The 19,521-nt window shown below is 73.2% G+C and carries 17 protein-coding genes; 10 read left to right on the top strand and 7 right to left on the bottom strand.

Translation table 11 applies throughout. The features are described 5' to 3' along the window. Positions 1-28 precede the first annotated feature (28 nt). Positions 29-850 carry an alpha/beta fold hydrolase gene (locus ACLZOT_RS40135; protein WP_416974122.1) on the top strand — a complete coding sequence of 274 codons (822 nt, stop codon included), beginning with the start codon at positions 29-31 and terminating at the stop codon, positions 848-850. Here ACLZOT_RS40135 and ACLZOT_RS40140 read toward each other — a convergent pair. Next, entirely contained in the window at positions 847-2,442 is a 1,596-nt protein-coding gene (locus tag ACLZOT_RS40140) for an acyl-CoA synthetase (RefSeq protein ID WP_416974123.1), read from the bottom strand. The two genes, ACLZOT_RS40135 and ACLZOT_RS40140, sit on opposite strands and share 4 nt — an antisense overlap. Before the next feature lie 169 nt (positions 2,443-2,611). Between ACLZOT_RS40140 and ACLZOT_RS40145 the strand changes: the two genes are divergently transcribed. The 6 genes from ACLZOT_RS40145 (at position 2,612) to ACLZOT_RS40170 (ending at position 7,503) form a co-directional block, all read left to right on the top strand. Further along, positions 2,612-3,412 (top strand): crotonase/enoyl-CoA hydratase family protein, encoded by an 801-nt coding sequence (locus ACLZOT_RS40145; RefSeq protein ID WP_416974124.1) that lies wholly within the window; start codon positions 2,612-2,614, stop codon positions 3,410-3,412. Between the two features lie 17 nt (positions 3,413-3,429). Continuing rightward, the gene (locus ACLZOT_RS40150) at positions 3,430-4,353 is read left to right on the top strand and encodes a Zn-ribbon domain-containing OB-fold protein (protein WP_416974125.1); all 924 of its coding nucleotides are present in this window, start codon (positions 3,430-3,432) and stop codon (positions 4,351-4,353) included. Next, on the top strand, positions 4,350-5,399 hold the full coding sequence (locus tag ACLZOT_RS40155) for a thiolase domain-containing protein (protein ID WP_416974126.1): 1,050 nt from the start codon (positions 4,350-4,352) through the stop codon (positions 5,397-5,399). Before ACLZOT_RS40150 ends, ACLZOT_RS40155 begins: the two co-directional genes overlap by 4 nt. After that, positions 5,396-6,562, top strand: coding sequence for a thiolase domain-containing protein (locus ACLZOT_RS40160; RefSeq protein WP_416974127.1), 1,167 nt, complete (start codon positions 5,396-5,398; stop codon positions 6,560-6,562). Before ACLZOT_RS40155 ends, ACLZOT_RS40160 begins: the two co-directional genes overlap by 4 nt. A gap of 84 nt (positions 6,563-6,646) precedes the next feature. After that, positions 6,647-6,889, top strand: coding sequence for a DUF397 domain-containing protein (locus ACLZOT_RS40165; protein WP_416974128.1), 243 nt, complete (start codon positions 6,647-6,649; stop codon positions 6,887-6,889). A gap of 116 nt (positions 6,890-7,005) precedes the next feature. Continuing rightward, positions 7,006-7,503: a hypothetical protein gene (locus tag ACLZOT_RS40170; RefSeq protein WP_416974129.1), complete on the top strand. Its 498-nt coding sequence runs from the start codon at positions 7,006-7,008 to the stop codon at positions 7,501-7,503. 6 nt (positions 7,504-7,509) lie between these two features. Here the strand turns inward: ACLZOT_RS40170 and ACLZOT_RS40175 are convergent, their stop codons facing one another. Together ACLZOT_RS40175 and ACLZOT_RS40180 are read right to left on the bottom strand one after the other, a co-directional pair. Further along, a complete protein-coding gene (locus ACLZOT_RS40175) occupies positions 7,510-9,432 on the bottom strand; it encodes an N-acetylmuramoyl-L-alanine amidase (RefSeq protein ID WP_416974130.1) in 1,923 nt (640 codons plus the stop codon). A gap of 202 nt (positions 9,433-9,634) precedes the next feature. Then, the gene (locus ACLZOT_RS40180) at positions 9,635-10,741 is read right to left on the bottom strand and encodes an aminoglycoside phosphotransferase family protein (protein ID WP_416974131.1); all 1,107 of its coding nucleotides are present in this window, start codon (positions 10,739-10,741) and stop codon (positions 9,635-9,637) included. A gap of 233 nt (positions 10,742-10,974) precedes the next feature. On the opposite strand from ACLZOT_RS40180, the gene ACLZOT_RS40185 reads away from it, so the two are divergent. Further along, positions 10,975-12,468: a hypothetical protein gene (locus ACLZOT_RS40185; protein WP_416974132.1), complete on the top strand. Its 1,494-nt coding sequence runs from the start codon at positions 10,975-10,977 to the stop codon at positions 12,466-12,468. Positions 12,469-12,571: 103 nt separating this feature from the next. Here ACLZOT_RS40185 and ACLZOT_RS40190 read toward each other — a convergent pair whose 3' ends face one another. The 3 genes from ACLZOT_RS40190 to ACLZOT_RS40200 form a co-directional block, all read right to left on the bottom strand. Beyond that, a complete protein-coding gene (locus ACLZOT_RS40190; RefSeq protein ID WP_416974133.1) occupies positions 12,572-13,921 on the bottom strand; it encodes a SpoIIE family protein phosphatase in 1,350 nt (449 codons plus the stop codon). A 267-nt stretch (positions 13,922-14,188) separates the two neighbouring features. Then, positions 14,189-15,214, bottom strand: coding sequence for a Gfo/Idh/MocA family protein (locus tag ACLZOT_RS40195; RefSeq protein WP_416974134.1), 1,026 nt, complete (start codon positions 15,212-15,214; stop codon positions 14,189-14,191). A gap of 59 nt (positions 15,215-15,273) precedes the next feature. Then, positions 15,274-16,788 (bottom strand): alpha/beta hydrolase, encoded by a 1,515-nt coding sequence (locus ACLZOT_RS40200; RefSeq protein ID WP_416974135.1) that lies wholly within the window; start codon positions 16,786-16,788, stop codon positions 15,274-15,276. Between the two features lie 297 nt (positions 16,789-17,085). On the opposite strand from ACLZOT_RS40200, the gene ACLZOT_RS40205 reads away from it, so the two are divergent. Next, on the top strand, positions 17,086-17,742 hold the full coding sequence (locus ACLZOT_RS40205) for a chaplin family protein (protein WP_416974136.1): 657 nt from the start codon (positions 17,086-17,088) through the stop codon (positions 17,740-17,742). 54 nt (positions 17,743-17,796) lie between these two features. Here ACLZOT_RS40205 and ACLZOT_RS40210 read toward each other — a convergent pair whose 3' ends face one another. After that, positions 17,797-18,195: a nucleoside deaminase gene (locus ACLZOT_RS40210; protein WP_416974137.1), complete on the bottom strand. Its 399-nt coding sequence runs from the start codon at positions 18,193-18,195 to the stop codon at positions 17,797-17,799. 86 nt (positions 18,196-18,281) lie between these two features. Here ACLZOT_RS40210 and ACLZOT_RS40215 point away from each other — a divergent pair, with 86 nt between their 5' ends. Then, positions 18,282-19,058, top strand: coding sequence for a GNAT family N-acetyltransferase (locus tag ACLZOT_RS40215; protein WP_416974138.1), 777 nt, complete (start codon positions 18,282-18,284; stop codon positions 19,056-19,058). Positions 19,059-19,521: the final 463 nt, after the last annotated feature.

Consider the following 19,521-nt stretch of genomic DNA (forward strand, 5'->3'; position numbering starts at 1 on the left):
GCCACGACAAGAGGAGATGATCAGCCGCATGCCGACCTTCACCGCACCCGACGGAACCGAACTCGCCTACCACGTACGAGGCGAGGGCGAGCCCCTGCTCGTCCTGCCCGGCGGCCCCATGACGTCCTCCGCCTACCTCGGCGACCTCGGCGGGCTCACCGCCCACCGGACCCTGGTCCTCCTCGACCCGAGGGGCACGGGAGACTCCGCCATACCCGGGGACCCGGCGACGTACCGCTGCGACCGGCAGGTCGACGACGTGGAGGCGCTCCGCGCCCACCTGGACCTGGACCGCATCGACCTGCTGGCCCATTCGGCGGCGGGCGCCCTCGCGGTGCTGTACGCCGCCCGCCACCCGGAACGCGTCCGCACCCTCGCCCTGATCACCACGACCCCGCGCGCCCTCGGCCTCGCGGTCACCGACGAGGACCGCCGGACCGCCGCACACCTGCGCACGGGCGAGACCTGGTACGCCGAGGCGTATCCCGCGTACGAAGCCTGGCTGGCCGGCGCCGACACGGACCTCTCGGACATCGGCGGCTTCTTCTACGGCCGCTGGGACGACGCGGCCCGCGCCCACCTGGCGCTCGTGGACGCCCACATCAACGACGAAGCGTGCGACCTGTTCCACGCGGACGGCGCCTACGACCCACCGGCCACGCTCACGGCACTCGCCGCCCTCGACGCGCCCGTCCTCGTCCTCACCGGCGAACTCGACCCCGCCCTCGCCGAGCGGACCACCGCTCTCCTCCCGCGCGCGCAGGCCGCCGTCCAGCCCGGCGCCGGCCACTACCCCTGGCTCGACGACCCCGAGTGGTTCGTCCGGCGCGTCGCCGCTTTCCTGCGCTAACGGTCCGCCTCCACCGCCACCTCCCGCGCCCACCGGTAGTCCGCCTTCCCGCTCGGTGAACGCCGGATCGTGTCGGTGATCACCAGTTGCCGGGGCACCTTGTACCCGGCGAGGCTGGCACGGCAGTGGGTCTGGACGGCGTCGAGGGTCAACGCGGGGGCGTCGGGACGGAGTTGGACGACGGCCGCGACATGGTTGCCCCAGGTCGTGTCGGGGACGCCGGCCACGAGGGCGTCGTACACGTCGGGGTGGGCCTTGAGGGCCTGTTCGACCTCCTCCGGGTAGACCTTCTCGCCGCCCGTGTTGATGCACTGCGAGCCGCGGCCGAGGACCACGACCACGCCGTCAGCGTCGACGGTCGCCATGTCGCCGAGCAGCACCCAGCGCTCGCCGTCGAGTTCGAAGAACGTCTCGGCCGTTTTCGCGGGGTCGTTGTAGTAGCCGAGGGGGACGTGCCCGTGCTGGGCGACGCGGCCCACCTCGCCGGGGGCGACGGGCTCGTGGGTCGCCGGATCGACCACCCGGGTACGGGAGTTGACGCGGACACGGAAGCCTCGTTCGGGGCCGGAGTCGTCGGTGGCGGTGCCGTTGAAGCCGGACTCGGAGGACCCGAAGTTGTTCAACAGCATCGTGTTGGGGAGGAGTTCGGTGAACCGGCGGCGGACCGTGTCCGAGAGGATCGCGCCGGACGACGAGACGCTGAACAGGGACGAGCAGTCGGTGCCGCGCAGGGGCCCCGACAGGGCGTCGATCAGGGGGAGCAGCATCGCGTCGCCGACCAGGGAGATCGCGTTGACCTTCTCCTTCGCGACGGTCCGCAACACCTCCTCCGGCACGAACTTGCGGTGCAGGACGACCCGTTGGCCGTAGTTGAAGCCGATGAACGCGGTGAGGGTCGAGGTGCCGTGCATGAGCGGGGGAGTGGGGAAGAAGGTGAGCCCGGACCCCCCGGCCGCGACCCGCTCGGCCAGCTCCTGCGGCGCTTTCACCGGCTCCCCGGTCGGAGCGCCCCCGCCCATCCCGGAGAAGAACAGGTCCTCCTGACGCCACATCACGCCCTTGGGCATCCCGGTCGTGCCGCCGGTGTAGATGATGAACACGTCGTCGGCGGACCGCGCGGCGAAACCCCGCCCGGAAGACCCCTCGGCGTCGGCGAACGGCACCCCCAACTCCCCGTCCCCGACCCGCAACAGCTCCCGCACGCCCGGCGTCCGGGGCAGCACCGCCCGCACCCGGTCCTCGAACTCCCCGTCGAAGACCAGCCCGGCGAGGTCCGCGTCCCGGTACAGGTACGCCAACTCGTCCTCGACGTACCGGTAGTTGACGTTCACCGGTACCAGCCGCGCCTTGAGGCAGCCCAGGGCCGCCTGGAGGTACTCGACCCCGTTGTACAGATGCAGCCCGACATGCTCGCCGGTCCGCAGCCCGCGCGCCAGCAGGTGATGCCCGATCCGGTTGGCGGCCGCCTCCAGTTCGGCGTAGCTGAGCCGCAGTTCGGCGCCGGTGCCCGGATGGTCGACGTACACGAGTGCCTCGCGGTCGGGCACGACGTCCACGACCGACTCGAACAGGTCGGCAAGGTTGTACTCCACCGTTCCTCCCCACCTCGGCTCGCCGGTCATCAGAGCAAAGGGGACGGCAACTGGGAAGGCTCACGGCAGAGAAATCTGACTGACTGTCAGAAAGTCGCCGGTCGCCCCTTGAAGTGCCCACCGGGCTCCTGCAACCTGTTCCCCCGAAGGCTCAGGAGGGGAAAGTGCCATGAGCGGTACCGAACACCTCACAGTCCGGCGCGAGGGCGCCACCCTCGTCCTCACACTCAACCGGCCCGAAGCGAAGAACGCCCTCTCGCTGCCCATGCTGGTCGGCCTCTACGACGGCTGGATCGAGGCCGACGCGGATGACAGCGTCCGCTCGATCGTCTTCACCGGCGCCGGCGGCACCTTCTGCGCCGGCATGGACCTCAAGGCCCTCGCCGGCAAGGGCATCGACGGCGAGCACTACCGCCACCGCCTCGACGCGGACCCCGACCTCCACTGGAAGGCGATGCTCCGCCACCACCGCCCCCGCAAACCGGTCATCGCGGCGGTCGAGGGCCACTGCGTCGCGGGCGGCACCGAGATGCTCCAGGGCACCGACATCCGTGTCGCGGGCGAGTCGGCGACCTTCGGCCTGTACGAGGTGAAACGCGGCCTCTTCCCGATCGGCGGATCGACGGTCCGTCTCCAGCGGCAGATCCCCCGTACCCACGCCCTGGAGATGCTCCTCACCGGCCGCCCCTACACCGCCCGCGAGGCCGCCGCGATCGGCCTCGTCGGCCACGTCGTCCCCGACGGCACCGCCCTCGACAAGGCGCTGGAGATCGCCGAACAGGTCAACGCCTGCGGCCCGTTGGCCGTCGAGGCCGTCAAGGCGTCCGTGTACGAGACCGCCGACCTCACCGAGACCGAGGGGCTCGCCTCCGAACTCAAGCGCGGCTGGCCGGTGTTCGCGACCGCCGACGCCCAGGAAGGCACCCGCGCCTTCGCCGAGAAACGCGCCCCCGTCTACAAGCGGGCCTGACCGAAGGAGCAACACCCGTGCTCAAGGCACCGCTCGTCGTCGAGTTCCCCTTCACCCGCTCCCTCGGCCCCGTCCAGAGCGCCTTCCTCACCGGCCTGCGCGAGAAGACCGTGCTGGGCGTCCGCACCACCGACGGCCGCGTCCTCGTCCCGCCCGTCGAGTACGACCCCGTCACCGCCGAGGAACTCCGCGACCTGGTTGAGGTCGCCCCCACCGGCACGGTCACCACCTGGGCCCACAACCCCGCACCCCGCCGCGCCCAGCCCCTCGCCACCCCCTTCGCCTGGGCCCTGATCCGTCTCGACGGCGCCGACACCGCCCTCCTGCACGCCGTCGACGCCGACACCGTCCACACCGGCATGCGCGTCCGCATCCGCTGGGCCGACGAACGCGAGGGCGCCATCACCGACATCGCCTGCTTCGAGCCGTACGACGGCGAGACCCCCGAACTCTCGGGCCACACCGGCGAGTTCGCGGCCCCTGTCACCGGCATCGTCGCCCCCGCCCGCCTCGACTACACCTACTCGCCCGGCCGCGCCCAGACCGCCTACATCGCCGCCCTCTCCGAACAGCGCACGGTCGGCGAACGCTGCCCCCGCTGCCGCAAGGTGTACGTCCCCCCGCGCGGCGCCTGCCCCACCTGCGGCGTCGCCACCGCCGAACAGGTCGAGGTCGGCCCGGCGGGCACGGTCACCACGTTCTGCGTCGTCAACATCAAGGCGAAGAACCTCGACATAGAAGTCCCGTACGTCTACGGCCACATCGTCCTCGACGGCGCCGGCCTGGCCCTGCACGGACGCATCGCGGGCATCCCCTACGACCAGGTCCGCATGGGCCTGCGCGTCGAACCCGTCTGGGCGGAAGGCGCCCGCTACCCCGACCACTACCGGCCCACCGGCGAACCGGACGCGGACTACGACACGTACAAGGAGCTGACGTGACCCGGGACATAGCGGTCGTCGCCTTCGCGCAGAGCGACGTCCGGCGCACCACCGAGGAGTCGTCCGAGGTCGAGATGCTGATGCCGGTCCTGCACGAGGTCCTGGACCGCACCGGCCTCAAGACGGCCGACATCGGCTTCACCTGCTCCGGCTCCTCCGACTACCTCGCGGGCCGCGCCTTCTCCTTCACCCTCGCCCTCGACGGCGTCGGCGCCTGGCCGCCGATCGCGGAGTCCCACGTCGAGATGGACGGCGCCTGGGCCCTGTACGAGGCGTGGGTCAAACTCCTTACGGGGGACGCCGACACGGCGCTCGTCTACTCGTACGGCAAGTCCTCGCCAGGCCGTCTCCGCGACGTCCTCACCCGCCAGCTCGACCCGTACTACGTCGCCCCCCTGTGGCCCGACTCCGTCGCGCTCGCCGCCCTCCAGGCGCGGGCCCTCATCGACGCGGGCGACACCGACGAACGCGAACTCGCCGAGATCGCCGCCCGCAGCAGGCGGGCCGCCACCCTCAACCCCCACGCACAGCAACGGGGTGCGCATCCGCAGGGCGAGTACGTGGTGGCGCCGCTGCGGCACGGCGACTGCCCGCCGGTCGGCGACGGGGCGGCGGCCGTGATCCTCGCCGCCGGAGACAGGGCGCGGGAGCTGTGCGACCGGCCCGCCTGGATACGCGGCATCGACCACCGCATCGAGGCCCACTCCCTCGGCGTGCGCGACCTCACCGACTCCCCGTCGACCCGCCTCGCCGCCGAGAAGGCCGGCGTCTTCGAACGGCCCGTCGACACCGCCGAGTTGCACGCCCCCTTCACCTCCCAGGAAGTCGTCCTGCGCAAGGCGCTCAAGCTCGACGACAGTGTGCGCGTCAACCTCTCCGGCGGGGCGCTCGCCTCCAACCCGGTGATGGCGGCGGGGCTGATCCGCATCGGCGAGGCCGCGACCCGCGTACAGCGCAGCGAGGCCGACCGGGCGCTCGCCCACGCCACCTCCGGGCCCTGCCTCCAGCAGAACCTGGTCGCCGTCCTGGAAGGGGATCCGCGATGAGCAAGGAACCGGTGGCCGTCGTCGGGATCGGCCAGACCAAGCACGTCGCGGCCCGACGGGACGTGTCCATCGCCGGGTTGGTCCGGGAGGCCGCCCAACGGGCGCTGGAAGACGCCGAGTTGAGCTGGGCCGACGTCGACGCCGTCGTCATCGGCAAGGCGCCCGACTTCTTCGAGGGCGTGATGATGCCCGAGCTGTACCTCGCGGACGCGCTCGGCGCCGTCGGGAAGCCGATGCTGCGGGTGCACACGGCGGGGAGCGTCGGCGGGTCGACCGCCCTGGTGGCGGCGAGCCTTGTCGCCTCACGCGTCCACACGACCGTCCTCACCCTCGCGTTCGAGAAGCAGTCCGAGTCCAACGCGATGTGGGGCCTGTCCCTGCCGATCCCCTTCCAGCAGCCGCTGCTCGCGGGCGCGGGCGGCTTCTTCGCCCCGCACGTACGGGCGTACATCCGGCGCAGCGGCGCCCCCGACACCATCGGCTCGCTCGTGGCGTACAAGGACCGGCGCAACGCCCTCAAGAACCCGTACGCCCACCTCCACGAGCACGACATCACCCTCGACAAGGTCCAGTCCTCGCCCATGCTGTGGGACCCGATCCGGTACTCCGAGACCTGCCCCTCCTCCGACGGGGCCTGCGCGATGGTCCTCACCGACCGTGCGGGCGCGGCGCGTTCGCCCCGGTCGCCCGCCTGGATGCTGGGCGGCGCGATGCGCAGCGAACCCACCCTGTTCGCGGGCAAGGACGCGGTGTCCCCCCAGGCGGGCAAGGACTGCGCGGCCGACGTGTACCGGCAGGCCGGGATCACCGACCCGCGCCGCGAGATCGACGCCGTCGAGATGTACGTGCCCTTCTCCTGGTACGAGCCGATGTGGCTGGAGAACCTCGGCTTCGCCGACGAGGGCGAGGGCTGGAAGCTCACCGAGTCCGGGGTGACCGAACTCGACGGCGACCTCCCCGTCGACATGTCCGGCGGCGTCCTGTCCACCAACCCCATCGGCGCCTCCGGCATGATCCGCTTCGCGGAGGCCGCCCTCCAGGTCCGCGGCCAGGCCGGTGACCACCAGGTGGACGGCGCCCGCCGGGTGCTGGGACACGCGTACGGCGGCGGCTCCCAGTTCTTCTCCATGTGGCTGGTCGGAGCCGAGGCGCCCGACTCCTGAAAGGCACGGCCGACGTGCTCTGTCGGGGCCCGGAGCCGATCGCTAGGCTGACCCGCGGACGACGGAACCGGGAGGAGCACGGACGTGGCCGAAAGCACCATCCAGCAGCAGCCGTTGGCGGGCTGGGACAAGCCGGACCTGGACCTCAGCGAGGCACAGTGGCAGCCGGGCAGCCGGGGCCTGGGAGATGTCCAGATAGCCTTCGTCGAAGGCTTCATCGCGATGCGCAACAACAGCCGCCCCGAGAGCCCGTCCATCGTGTTCACCCCCGCGGAGTGGGGCGCGTTCGTCTCGGGCGCCCGTGAGGGCGAGTTCGACCTGACCTGAGCGGCGCGCACGGGCCCCCGCGGCACGGACACCGCGCGCGGGGGCCCGTACCCGTGCTCCACCCTCATCCGACCCGCGCTCGGCCACGCACCCCCGCCACCCCGTACGATGGCCGTATGTCGTTCCTCCGCCGCCGAAGCGCAACCCCCGCCGGCCCCGATTTCGACGTCCTCGCCATGGACCCGGGCGACTGGCCCGGCAACCTCGGCGCCGGCCTCCTCCCCGCGCCCGACGGCACCTGCCAGGGCGTCTTCCTGCGCTACGACCTCTTCGGCGGCCGCGGCCCCGCGATGATCATCGGCAACCTCCCCGAGGGCTCCCCGGCGCGGGACACCGCCGACGGCGAGATCCCCTTCGAGGTCGCGCAGCTGCTGATCGCGCTGGAGAACGACGAGGAGGTCACCGTCACCGGCACCGAGGACATGCCGGTGATGCAGGGCGACAACCTCCTCATCGTCCGGCGCCTCAAGCTCTCCGAGAGCCGGATCTCCTGCGTCCAGTTCGACCGCAGCGACAACGTCCTGGTGACCATCGCCGCCTGGGACCGCCCCATCACGGACGACCTCTACGCCCTCCTGAAGCCGCTCCCGGCGGAGCTGTTCCAGCAGGGCTGACCGGCCTCACCCCCTGACCGAGGGCACGACGTCCACATCGGCGGCGCGGACGTACGCGACCCGGTGCCCGTACTGGATCTCGTAGTACTGGTCCTTGCCGACGACGACCTGGTGCGTGTCGGTGGCGAAGGTGACCGCGTAGTAGTACTCGCCCGGCACCTCGCCGCCGACCACGTACGACTGCCCGGCGGGCAGGGTGTACGACAGCGGCGACACCGCCTGGACCGGGACGCCCTTCGGGTACGCGGACGCCTCCGGGTAGGCCCTGCCGTACACCGGCACCGAGGTCCGGCCCGCCTTGGCCCGCGCGACCGGGCCCGCCGCGTGCACGGCCGTCGCGTGCTTGCGGGGGTTCTTGAACCACGCCTTCTGTCCCAGGTACCAGATCGCCGTCCAGTCTCCCCGGCGGCCCGCGACCGCGTACTGCTGGCCGGTCGAGACCCGCGAGGAGATGTCGTTGACGCCGGTCGTCGGCTCCGTGCCCCGGCCGACGTCCTTGACCAGCGGATACGTCTCACCGGGGCCGGTGTACAGGCGCACCTCGCTGGACCCGTGGTCCGGGCAGGGCACGCCCTTGGTGACGCAGTCCGTGTAGGAGGGCCGGTTCGCGTCGTACGAGGGGCGGATCGTCACCAGCCCGCCGTGCCCCTGCGCGGTCGCCCGGATCGGCGCCTTCAGCAGCTCGAAGTAGTGCCGCCAGTCCCAGTACGGGCCGGGGTCGGTGTGCATCCCGGGCACGTTCGCGGTCGTCGGACCGGGCACGTTGTCGTGGCCCAAGATGTGCTGGCGGTCCAGCGGTACGCCGTAGCGCTGCGCCAGGTAGCGGACCAGGCGGGCCGAGGCGCGGTACATGGCCTCCGTGTACCAGGCGTCCGGCTGGGCGAGGAACCCCTCGTGCTCGATGCCGACGGAGCCCGCGTTGACGTACCAGTTCCCCGCGTGCCAGGCCACGTCCTTCGTCTTGACGTGCTGCGCGATGTGGCCGTCGGTGGAGCGCAGGGTGTAGTGCCAGGACACGTACGTCGGGTCCTGGACCATGTTCAGGACGCCCTCCCAGGCGCCCTCCGTGTCGTGGACGACGATGTACCGGACCTTCTGCGAAACCGGACGGTTCGCGAGGTCGTGGTTGCCGTAGTCCTTGTCGCCGAACTCCTCGTACGGCGCCGGGATCCACTCGCAGGACACGCCCTTGGGGCACTCGGTCCCCCTGGTCACCGGCCCGCGCAGCCCGGCGTGCGCCAACTGACCCCGGTCCGGGGCCAGTCGGGGCTGCGCAGCGAGGCTGACGAACTGACCGGCGTCCGTGGTCCGTTCCTCGCCGGCGCGCAGCACCTCGTACACGTCGTCGGCGTACGCCGCTGCCGTCGCCGTGTCGTCGGCGCCGGAGAAGCGGGCCACCGCCGCGTACCAGTCGGCGGGGTCGGCGCTGAGGGGCTCGCCCAGGGCACGCTGGGCGTCGGCGAGCAGGGCCGCGCCGCCCTCGACGTTCGCGGCGGGGTCGGTGCGCAGGGCCTCGGGGGAGAGGCCGGTGAGGGCGGCGGCGCGGGGGAGGGTGCGCAGGCGGGGGGCGTCGACGCTCCGTGCGGGGACGGCCGACGGGCGCAGCGCCGGACGCGCCGAGTCCCCGCGCGGGTCCTCCTCGCCCTCGCTGTGGTGCGAGGCGCCCGTCAGGGCCGTCCGCGCGTCCGTCAGGTGCATCGGGCCGTAGCCGCCGGTGACGCTGGGGGCGCCGGCGTGGTCGTCCCAGCGGGACTGGAGGTAGGAGACGCCGAGCAGGACGCTGCGCGGGACGCCGTACTCGGCCGACGCCGAGGTGAACGCGCGGTTCAGGGCGAGGCGGGCCGTGCCCGAGTCACGGGGCGGGGCGGCGGCCAGCAGCGGGAGCAGAAGGGCCGCCGAGGCGACGGCCTGGGGGATACGTCTGGGCAATGCGGCCTCCTGTGGGGGATCGCGCGGGCCGGACGGTATCCGTGCTACCGGCCCGCTGACGCTCCGTCAATCATGCCCGGGAGGAGGCGTTCGCCCTTGTCACGGCAGGACGCTGCGCGTTTCGCCGCACCGGCACGCGCTGAGGACCTGCGATGCGCCGCCGCTCTGGCGCACCGCAGGCCCTCGGTCGGGGAGGTCCGGGTCAGCGCGTGCCGACCGCCGCCCGCACCGCGCGCCGCGCCATCTGGCTGTCGTCGTGCAACCGCCGCAGCAGCAGCCGCTGTTCCTCACCGGACGGCAGCGCGCCGTGGGCGGGCGCCGGCTCGTGCAGGGCGCGCTGGACCGCCGTCTCGTAGGTGCGGATCTCCCGCGTCAGGACCAGCATCAGGTTCACCAGGAAGGCGTCCCGGGACGCCGGGCCCGCCGCCTGGGCGAGCTGGCTGATCTGGCGGCGGGCGTCCGGCGCGTCCGCCAGGACCGACCACAGGACCGCCAGGTCGTAGCCGGGCAGGTACCAGCCCGCGTGCTCCCAGTCCACCAGCACCGGGCCCGCCGGGGACAGCAGCAGGTTCGACAGCAGCGCGTCGCCGTGGCAGAACTGGCCCATCCCGCCCCGGCCCGCCGACTGCGCGATGCCGTGCAGGAGCTTCTGCAGGTCACCGAGGTCGCGGTCGGTCAGCAGGCCCAGCTCGTGGTAGCGGGAGATCCGGGCCGCGTAGTCGAGCGGCGCGTCGAACGTGCCTGCCGGGGGCCGCCACGAGTTCAGCCGGCACACGGCGGTCAGCGCCGCCCGGATGTCGGCGCGCGGCGGCGCCTGGACCGGATGCCGGGTCAGCGCCGCGACCCGGCCGGGCATCCGCTCGATGACCAGGACGCAGTTCTCCGGGTCCGCCGCGATCAGCCGGGGCGTGCGCACCGGCGGACGCTGCCGCACGAACGTGCGGTACGCGGCTATCTCGTGCCGGCCGCGCTCCGCCCACGCGGGCGAGTGGTCGAGCAGACACTTCGCCACGGCCTGCTTGCGTCCCGTCGTCCCCACCAGGAGGACCGAACGGCCGGTGCGGCGCAGCACCTGCACGGGGGTGAAGTCCGGGCAGATCCGGTGCACGGAGGCGAGCGCGGTGCGCAACTGGGCGCCCTGAGGGCCCGACAGGTCCAGTCTGCCGCTGAGGGGTTGAGCGACCGCGCCGGCGGGCCGACGCTGCCGCACCATGCCGGGGGCGACGGGTGCCAGATAGGGGCCGCCACCACCCTGACGGGGGTAGGAGGGCCGGGGCGGCGCGGACACGGAGGACGATGCTGCGTACATGGGCTGGACAGATCCCTTCGTGTGCCTGCGACGTAGGTGCGCGGCCCGACCCGGAGCCCGGGTGCACCCTGGGGAGTGTCTCCGGACGACCGGGTCGGGGTGGCGCGTTCCTACCTGACACCCGATCGGCCGTGGCACACCACGTGGCGGACCCTGGCGAACCCTGGCGAATAGTCGCTAGGCAACCCCGGCGCGGCTAGTGTCAACTCCAGCCGAGAACCTGGGGGCTTGACGTGAGCGGAGAACCCAACACCCGACTGTCGGACCTGTTCGGCCTGGCCGGCTGGTCCAAGGGGGAACTCGCGAGACTGGTGAACCGGCAGGCGGCGGCCATGGGCCACCCCCAACTGTCCACCGACACCTCGCGGGTACGGCGCTGGATCGACACGGGAGAGATCCCGCGCGACCCGGTGCCGCGGGTGCTGGCAGCCCTGTTCACCGAGCGTCTCGGCCGTGTCGTGACCATCGAGGACCTCGGTCTGGTCCGGCACGGGCGCCCGGGGAAACGGCAGAGCGGCGGGAGCGCTGAGCGCCCCGACGGGGTTCCGTGGACGCCCGACCGGACGGTCGCGTTCCTCACCGAATTCACGGGAATGGACCTCATGCTCAACCGACGCGGCCTGGTGGGCGCGGGCGCCGCGCTCGCCGCGGGCTCCGCCCTCAGCAACGCCATGTACGACTGGCTGCACACCGACCCGATCCTGTCCGCCGACGCTCCCGTCCTCGACCACCCCCTGAACGCCGACCCGGTGGGGTTCGACCGCTACGAGGCCGCCCCCATCGGGGCCGAGGAGATCGAGGCGCTGGAGCGCTCCGTGGAGGTGTTCCGCGCCTGGGACGCCGCCCGGGGCGGGGGACTCCAGCGCAAGGCGGTGGTGGGACAGCTCAACGAGGTGGGCGGCATGCTCGCCTACCGCCACCCGGCCCACCTCCAGCGCCGCCTGTGGGGCGTCGCCGCCAACCTCGCCGTCCTCGCGGGCTGGATGTCCCACGACGTCGGCCTCGAACCGACCGCCCAGAAGTACTTCCTGATCGCCGCCCACGCCGCCCGCGAGGGCGGTGACCGGCCCCGCGCCAGCGAGGCCCTGTCGCGGGCGGCCCGTCAGATGGTGCACCTGGGCAAGCCCGGCGAGGCCCTCGATCTGATGCGGCTCGCCCAGTCCGGCGCCGGTCCCGAGACCCTGCCGCGCACCCGGGCCATGTTCCACACCGTCGAGGCGTGGGCGCAGGCGTCCGAGGGCAAGGGCCAGGCCATGCGCCGCACCCTCGGCAAGGCGGAGGACCTGTTCACCTCCGCCCAGGACGACGGCCCGACCCCGTCCTGGATGCAGCTCTTCAACGAGGCCGACCTGTACGGCATGCAGGGCCTCGCCTACCGCACCCTCGCCGAGCACGACCCGAGCGCGGCGGCGCAGGCGCAGTACTTCGCCGACAAGGCGCTCGCCCTGCGGGACGACGCCCAGCAGCGGTCGAAGATCTTCGACCACCTGTCGATGGCGTCGGCGCTGTTCATCGCGGGGGACGCGGACCACGCGCACTACTACGCGCGCGAGGCCCTGTCGTCGATGGGGGCGAACTCCTCGCTGCGGACGTGGGACCGGCTGGGCGACATGTACCGGCTCACCGCGCCGTACGCGAAGGAGCCGAAGATCGCGCAGCTGCGGGAGGAGATCAAGTCGGCGCTGCCGAGGTCGAAGGGCGGCCGGGGGGCGGTGGTCGCGATGTGAGGGCCCGCGCGGTGTGCGGGCGCGCGGGGGCCAGGGCTTGTCAGGGCTACGTCTGTGAGGCCAGGGCTACGGCTGTGAGGCCAGGGCTACGGCTGTGAGGGGCTTACGGCACCTTCGCCACCAGCACGCACGCCGAGTCCTCGCCGGTGTGGGGTTCGGCTGCCGCCTCGGCGGCCTCCTGAGCCGTCCTCGCCTCCACGAGCCGGGAGGTGAGGACGGGACGGGCGTCGGGGGCGGTGTGCAGCACGATCAGGTCGCCCGGTTCGAGGACCGTCTCGGACGGGCGGTGCACGGCACCCGGAGCGGTGCCCAGGAGGGCGCCGCCCGGCCCGGCCAGGCGGCGCCCGGCGCCGTCGCGCACCAGCAGCGGGGCGCAGGGGCCCGCCTGGGTCCAGGTGAGGGTGCGGGTCGCGGGCCGGTAGCGGCAGCAGACGACACCGGCGAGCGCGGGCCGCTCCGCCGCGCCGAGCAACTGCCCGAGTAACCCGAGCAGCCGGCCCGGCTCGGTGCCGGCCAGCGCCAGGCCCCGCAGCGCGCCCAGCAGCATCGTCGTCGTCGACTCCAGCGACTCCGCGTTGCCGGTCAGCGAACCCACCGTCAAGAGCGTGTCGCCGCCCGGCAGTTGGACCGAGTCGAACCAGTCCGCGCCGATCGGGGCGCCGCCCGCCGCGGGCAGGTGGAGACCTGCGACGTCCAGCACGGGGGGCGCCTGGCGCGGGAGTCGCAGGGAGCCGCACCAGGGCGGTGGCGCGGCTCCCCGCGACTCGACCGCGAGCCGTGCCTCGGTGCGCGGACGCCGCCCGCCCCGGCGGAGCGAGTCACGGGTCTCGGTCACCGCCCGCTGGCTGCGCCGCAGTTCGCTGACGTCCCGCAGCACCGCCCACATCGAGGCGGTGCATCCGTCAGCGCCGAGCACAGGCTCGCCCATCAGGTGAACCGTGCGCACCTCGCCGCCCGGCCGCACGACCCGGAACTCGCCGTCGATGGGCCGCGAGTCGATGAGGCAGTCCGTCACCATCGCCGTCAGCTTCGGCCGGTCCTCCTCCAGGACCAGCGACGGAAGCTCGTCCAGGGTCAGCGCCGGGGACGCCGGATCGCGGCCCAGGATGCGGTGGAATTCCGCCGACCACACCGCCTCGTCCGCCATCAGGTTCCACTCCGCGCTGCCGACCCGGCTGAGCAGGGCGCCGCGCCGGGGAGCGGTCGGCGCGGCCTCCGCTGCCCCGGGCGGCCCGTCCCGCAACTGGGCCAGGTGCTCGTCGAGATCGCTGAGCTGGTGCAGGGCCAGGTCGTACAGCGCGCGCTGCCACAGGTCCGCCGGCTCGCAGCCGGTGGGCCGGGCGTCCCGGCGCACCGCGTCCATGTCCCCGCGCAACTGTCGCGCCTGCGATATCAACGCGTCGACCGGGCCCGGCCGGTCGGCCGGGCGGTCCGCGGAGAGAGGGGACGGCATGACGCACTCCGATGCGGGGACGGTTCGGCCGGGGTTGCCGAACGGAAAGGCCGTTACGACTGTTGCACAGCGCGCGACGTCGTGTAAGGGATTTGGCAACACACCTTCAGGTGATGCGTTCGGCATATGCCACCGGCCTCCCGGACGGCTTTCCCGGCTACTGGCGCGTACGCCGCACGCTCTCCAAGTCGTGGACGGTGCACGGGAGTTGCCGGTTCCCTCAGAGTGCCACAGGAGCCCCACCCGGGTGTTCGAACCCCGTACGCGCTATCCCGTCGCACCGGCGTACAGCGCCGGCCGCCCGGCGAGTTCCACGACCGTCCGGCCACCCTCGCGCAGCGACCGCACCCCCGCCGCCGCGACCGCCGACGCCGCGTACCCGTCCCACACCGACGGACCCGTCACCCGCCCCCGCCGGGTCGCGTCCACCCACGCCCGCACCTCACGGTCGTACGCATCCGCGAAGCGCACCACGTAGTCCTGCGGCACCTCGGTCGCCGCCGTGCCCGACACGGTGAGCAGCGCGCCCCGGTCGTCCCCGATGCGGGCGCTGCCGTGCTCGCCGACCGCCTCGCAGCGCACCTGGTAGCCGGAGCGGCAGTTCACGAACACCTCGACGTCCACCAGGGCGCCGCCGGACGTCTCGAACACCACGAACAGCGGGTCGGCCAGCCCCTCGGGCGCACCGGCCGACGGACGCGGGCGCAGCACCGTCACGGCCGTCAGCTCCTCGCCCAGCAGCCAGCGCGCCGCGTCGATCTCGTGCGCCACCGAGTCCTCGACCAGCATCTCGCTCGTGAAGAACGACGGGGAGGCCGCGTTGCGGTGCACGCAGTGCAGCATCAGCGTCCGGCCCAACCCGCCTTCGTCCAGGACGGACTTGAGGCGCTGATACCCCGCGTCGTAGCGCCGCATGAACCCCACCTGCGCCAGTCGGCGCCCGAGCCGCGCCTCCGCCTCCACGACCCGCAGCGCGCCCGCCGGGTCCGGGACCATCGGCTTCTCGCACAGCACCGGCAGACCGCGCGCGAACGCCGCGAGCAGCGCCGCCTCGTGCGCCGGGCCCGGGGAGGCGATCAGGACGGCCTCCACGCCGGGCGCCGCGAGAGCCGCCTCGGCGTCCGCGTGCACGGTGACGCCGTCGATCCCCGCGGCAGCCTCCTTCGCCCGGTCGGTGTCCGGGTCGGCGACGGCGACGACCCGTGCCCCGCTGACGACCCGGTCCAGCCGCCGTATGTGGTCCGCCCCCATGTGCCCGGCTCCCAGCACGGCGACACCCAGCAAGTCCGTCACGTCCACGGCTCCTCTCGCAGCGACGGTCACCAGGGTGTCACGCGAGGTCGAGAGCGGGGTTACCGCTCCTCGTCCGCCCCGCACGAACTCCCGCTCGGCGGCAGCGATCCGAACCGCAGGAAGTCGTCCACCGTGCGCCGCACACACCGCGAGGACGCGTAACCGGTGTGCCCCTCACCCCGGTTGTCGAGCACGACCGCGGCGGGGCCGAGGCGGGCCGCGGTCTCCGTCGTCCACCGGTACGGCGTCGCCGGATCGCCCCGCGTGCCGACCAGGAGCAGCTTCGGCGTCCGCAGATCCCTGACGTCCTCGCGGATGAACTCCGTCCCCTTCGGGCGCCCGTAGCACATCAGGGTCTCGGTGAGGCGGTACGGACCGAAGACGGGGGACGCCCGCAGGAAGGCGGCGCGCAGGGCGGGGAGGCCGTCGGTGATCTCGCGGGCGCTGGGGCGGTCGGGGTCGTCGGCACAGTTGACCGCCATGAGGGCGGCGGCCATGTTGTCGAGAGGGACGTCGGAGGGGTCGGTGAGGGGGGTGTGGGAGCCGCCCGAAACCGCCTTCGAGCGCGCCGCGTCCAGGCCGCCCGCCGCGAACGACTGCACCCCGCTCGGGTCCCCGTCCCGCGTCAGCCGTTCCAGCCCGACCTGGAGCGACGGCCACGAGTCCCTCCGATACAGCGCCTGGCCCAGCGCGCCCACGAGGTCCTGGCCGGTGAACTCCCCGCCCAGGTAGGTGTGTACGGGGTTCTCGTCCAGCGACCTCACCAGCCGTACGACCGCCTCGCGGGCCGCACGCGGTTCCTCACCGAGGGGGCAGGCCGGACCCCGCGCGCACCAGGCCGTGAAGTCGTCCAACGCCACCTGCTGTCCCCGCGCCCCCGCGATGCCCTGCTCGGCGACCGGTTCGGTCAGCGTGTCCACCCCGTCGAGCGCCAGCCTCCCCACCCGGCGCGGGAAGTGCGCCGCGTACACGGCCCCGAGCCGTGTCCCGTACGAGAAACCCAGGTAGTTGAGCCTGCGCTCGCCCAGCGCGGAGCGGATCACGTCGAGGTCGCGCGCGGCGAACACCGTGCCGATGTACGGGAGGACAGGCCCCGACCGCCGCGCGCAGAGCCCGGCGATCTTCCGCAGCCGGTCCAGGAGCGCCGGTGGATCGTCGCCGGACGACTCCTCGTCCGAGGCCCAGTCCCCGCAACTCACCGGCGAGGAACGGCCGACGCCCCGGGGATCGAAGGCGACCACGTCGTACTGGTTCGTGAGATCGGCGAACGTACGCCGGTTGTAGGCGAGTTCGGGCACCCCGGCCGCGCCGGGACCGCCGAAGTCCAGCACCACCGAGCCCCGCTTCTCGCCGGTGGCCCGGTAACGGGCGAGCGCGAGTTCGAGGGTGCCGGCGGCGGGGTGCGCGTAGTCGAGGGGGACGGTGACCTTCCCGCACTCCAGATCCTTCGGGACGTCCTGCCCGGCGCAGCGGGACCAGGCGACCTTCTGGCCGGAGAAGCCGGCGGGATCCGGGGCGGGCGCGGCCGTCCCGGCACCGAGCAGGGAGACCGCGACGACCAACGTGACCAGCATCGATGCCTCCCGGAGCGCAGTGCCCACGGTCACGATAGGCGGGGTCGCGCACCCTCGCCCGCCCAGGTGCGGGGGGCGCGGAGCGGGGTTACCCTGCGCGCCCGCGCGGCCGGAGCACGCCACCCGGGTGGCCGATTCGACCGCTTTACTGCCTGTTCGACAAGCAGGCCACTCGATGGGGTGAAAGGACGATGAGCCATAACTCCGATGGTTCGCCCGCGTTTTAACCGGTGCGGGCGACACGCCCGTGTCCGGTGCGGGGAACGCCCGCGCCTCTGACTGGAAGGCAGGGACCCCATGAGACGGGTGACCCGAAACGGCGTGATCGCCGTCGTCGCCGCGTCCGGTGCGATGGCCGTGACGATGCCCGCCCACGCCGACTCCGCGGCGGACGGCGCCACCGCCGACTCGCCGGGTGTGGCCTCCGGGAACACGCTCCAGGTGCCGGTGCACATCCCGGTCAACGTGTGCGGCAACACCGTGGACGTCGTCGGACTGCTCAACCCGGCGATGGGCAACAGGTGCGTCAACTCCTCCGGGAGCAAGGGCACGTCGGGAGCCGCCAACGGCGGTGGCGCCCACACCGACGGGCGGACGCACGACTCGCCGGGCGTCGTGTCCGGCAACACCGTCGAACTGCCCGTGCACATCCCCGTGAACATCAGCGGGAACAGCCTGAACGTCGTCGGCGCCCTCAACCCGGCGTTCGGCAACGAGGCCGTCAACACCTCCCACGAGGACCCGCCGGCCCGCCCCGTCGACCCGGCACCCCAGCACCCGCAGCCGCACAAGCCCGTGCCCGTGCCGCGCGCGGAGGCCCCCGACCCCGGGGTGCACGCCACGCTGGCCAGCACCGGCAGCGGCGGGCAGGAGGCGCTGCTCGCGGGGAGTGCCGCGCTCGTCCTCGGCGGGGCCGCGCTGTACCGGCGGTTCCGGCCGCGGGCCGTGCGCTGAAGGCCGACCACGCCGGGCCGTCCGAGGGCCGTACCGACCGAGCCGGTACGGCCCTCAGCGCGTGTGGAAACGGCGGTGCAACTCCCGTACCTCACCCGCGAGTTCGGGCACCGGGCCGGTCACCGGCACGCCGGGCGCGACCTCTTGGACCGGGAGCGGGCGCACCGGTGGCGCCGGGACACCCAACTCGGCGAGCCACGCGGTGAGTTGCCGCGACGAGGCGACGTACACGATCCGGCCCAGGCCCACCCAGGCGTGCGCCGCCGACCAGCGGGCCAGCTCGAACTCCGGGTGGCGGGTGCGGTCACCCGAGGCCACCCGGTTGTGGTCCTCCGCGAGGACCGTCCCGTCGGCGCCGACCAGCACCGACCCGAACGGCTCGTCCCCGGCGGCCAGCGCCTCGGCCGCGAGCCGCACCGCACGGCGCAGATGCGCCGGCTCCGAGTCCTTCACGTACGTCCTCCCGGGTGGGCGGGCACGATCTGTCTGTGCAGCGTAATTGTGTTGTGGGGCGCCTGCCGGGGTGCTGGAGTGACCGCATGAACCATGCCGACATCCTTGCCCTGTACGACCGCGAGATGCGCCGGGGCGCCCGCCCCGACAGCTCCGACGCCCGCATCGAACGCACCGACGCGGTCGTGCGGCAGATCTCCTCCGCGGAAGGGTGGAGCGGCATCCTGTGGTCCGGGCTCGACGCGGGCGACGCCGACGCGGTGATCGCCGAGCAGGTCGCGCTGTACACGGGGCTCGGGCGCGAGTTCGAGTGGAAGACGTACTCCCACGACACGCCCGCCGACCTCGAATCCCGCCTCCGGGCCGCCGGATTCGTCCCCGACGACCCCGAGACCCTCCTCATCGCCGAGACGAAGACCCAGCTCACCGGGGCCGAACCGCCCGAGGGCGTGCGGATCGAGCCCGTCACCGACATGGCCGGGGTCGAGCTGATGGTCCGCGCCAACGAGCGGGCCTTCGGGCGGGACGGCTCCTGGCTGCGCGACCTGCTGCGGGTACGGCTCACCGAGGACCCGGACATCCTCGTCGCCGTCGTCGCCCTCGCCGGGGACGAGCCGGTCAGCTCCGCCCGCATGGAGCTGATCCCGGGCACCCGCTTCGCGGGGCTGTGGGGCGGGGGGACGGTCCCCGAGTGGCGGGGCAAGGGCATCTACCGGGCGCTGATCTCCTACCGGGCCCGGATCGCCCATGAGCGGGGGTACGAGTTCCTCCAGGTCGACGCGTCGGAGGACAGCAGGCCGATCCTGGAGGGGCTGGGGTTCGCGAAGTTGGGGACGACGACGCCGTATCTGTATACGCCGTGAGGGAGTCGGGGGGGCTGAGGCCGGGGGCGCCTGCGGCGGGGGAGGGCCACTGCGGGGGCGTGCCTCATGGGTGGGGTGACACCCCGTCGCCGGGCGCCTCTTGGCCGTGTCCCGTCCGCGTGGGCCCGCCGTGCGTTGAGGGGAGCCGAGGCGGCGGGCCCGGTGTCGGACCTTTGGGTGTCCGTCCAGCGTAGACCCCGGGGGCCGAGGGGGGAACGGCGCGCGGAGGCGTCGTACGGGCGCGCGGGGCAGTTCGTCGTACGGGGGCTGCGTGGGGTGGCGTAGGGGGAGTGGGCCTGAACGGTCGGGGTGCGGGGTGGTGGGGGACCGGGGCGCACGCCCGCGGGGGGGCCCCCCCCCCCCGCCCGGGGGGGGGGGGGGGGCCCCCGACTCCGCCTGGTCGCACACCTTCACCCTGCCCGCCCCTGCCTCGGGGATCGCCCTCGCCGAGGTCGTGGTGAGA

This window comes from Streptomyces sp. 4F14, from assembly GCF_048159485.1.
Lineage (GTDB): Bacteria > Actinomycetota > Actinomycetes > Streptomycetales > Streptomycetaceae > Streptomyces.

Coding starts and splice junctions, on each gene's coding strand:
- ACLZOT_RS40170 (WP_416974129.1), top strand. CDS start 7,006: ATGTCGTTCCTCCGCCGCCGAAGCGCAACCCCCGCCGGCCCCGATTTC.
- ACLZOT_RS40135 (WP_416974122.1), top strand. CDS start 29: ATGCCGACCTTCACCGCACCCGACGGAACCGAACTCGCCTACCACGTA.
- ACLZOT_RS40145 (WP_416974124.1), top strand. CDS start 2,612: ATGAGCGGTACCGAACACCTCACAGTCCGGCGCGAGGGCGCCACCCTC.
- ACLZOT_RS40200 (WP_416974135.1), bottom strand. CDS start 16,788: ATGCTGGTCACGTTGGTCGTCGCGGTCTCCCTGCTCGGTGCCGGGACG.
- ACLZOT_RS40205 (WP_416974136.1), top strand. CDS start 17,086: ATGAGACGGGTGACCCGAAACGGCGTGATCGCCGTCGTCGCCGCGTCC.
- ACLZOT_RS40215 (WP_416974138.1), top strand. CDS start 18,282: ATGAACCATGCCGACATCCTTGCCCTGTACGACCGCGAGATGCGCCGG.
- ACLZOT_RS40190 (WP_416974133.1), bottom strand. CDS start 13,921: ATGCCGTCCCCTCTCTCCGCGGACCGCCCGGCCGACCGGCCGGGCCCG.
- ACLZOT_RS40160 (WP_416974127.1), top strand. CDS start 5,396: ATGAGCAAGGAACCGGTGGCCGTCGTCGGGATCGGCCAGACCAAGCAC.
- ACLZOT_RS40180 (WP_416974131.1), bottom strand. CDS start 10,741: ATGTACGCAGCATCGTCCTCCGTGTCCGCGCCGCCCCGGCCCTCCTAC.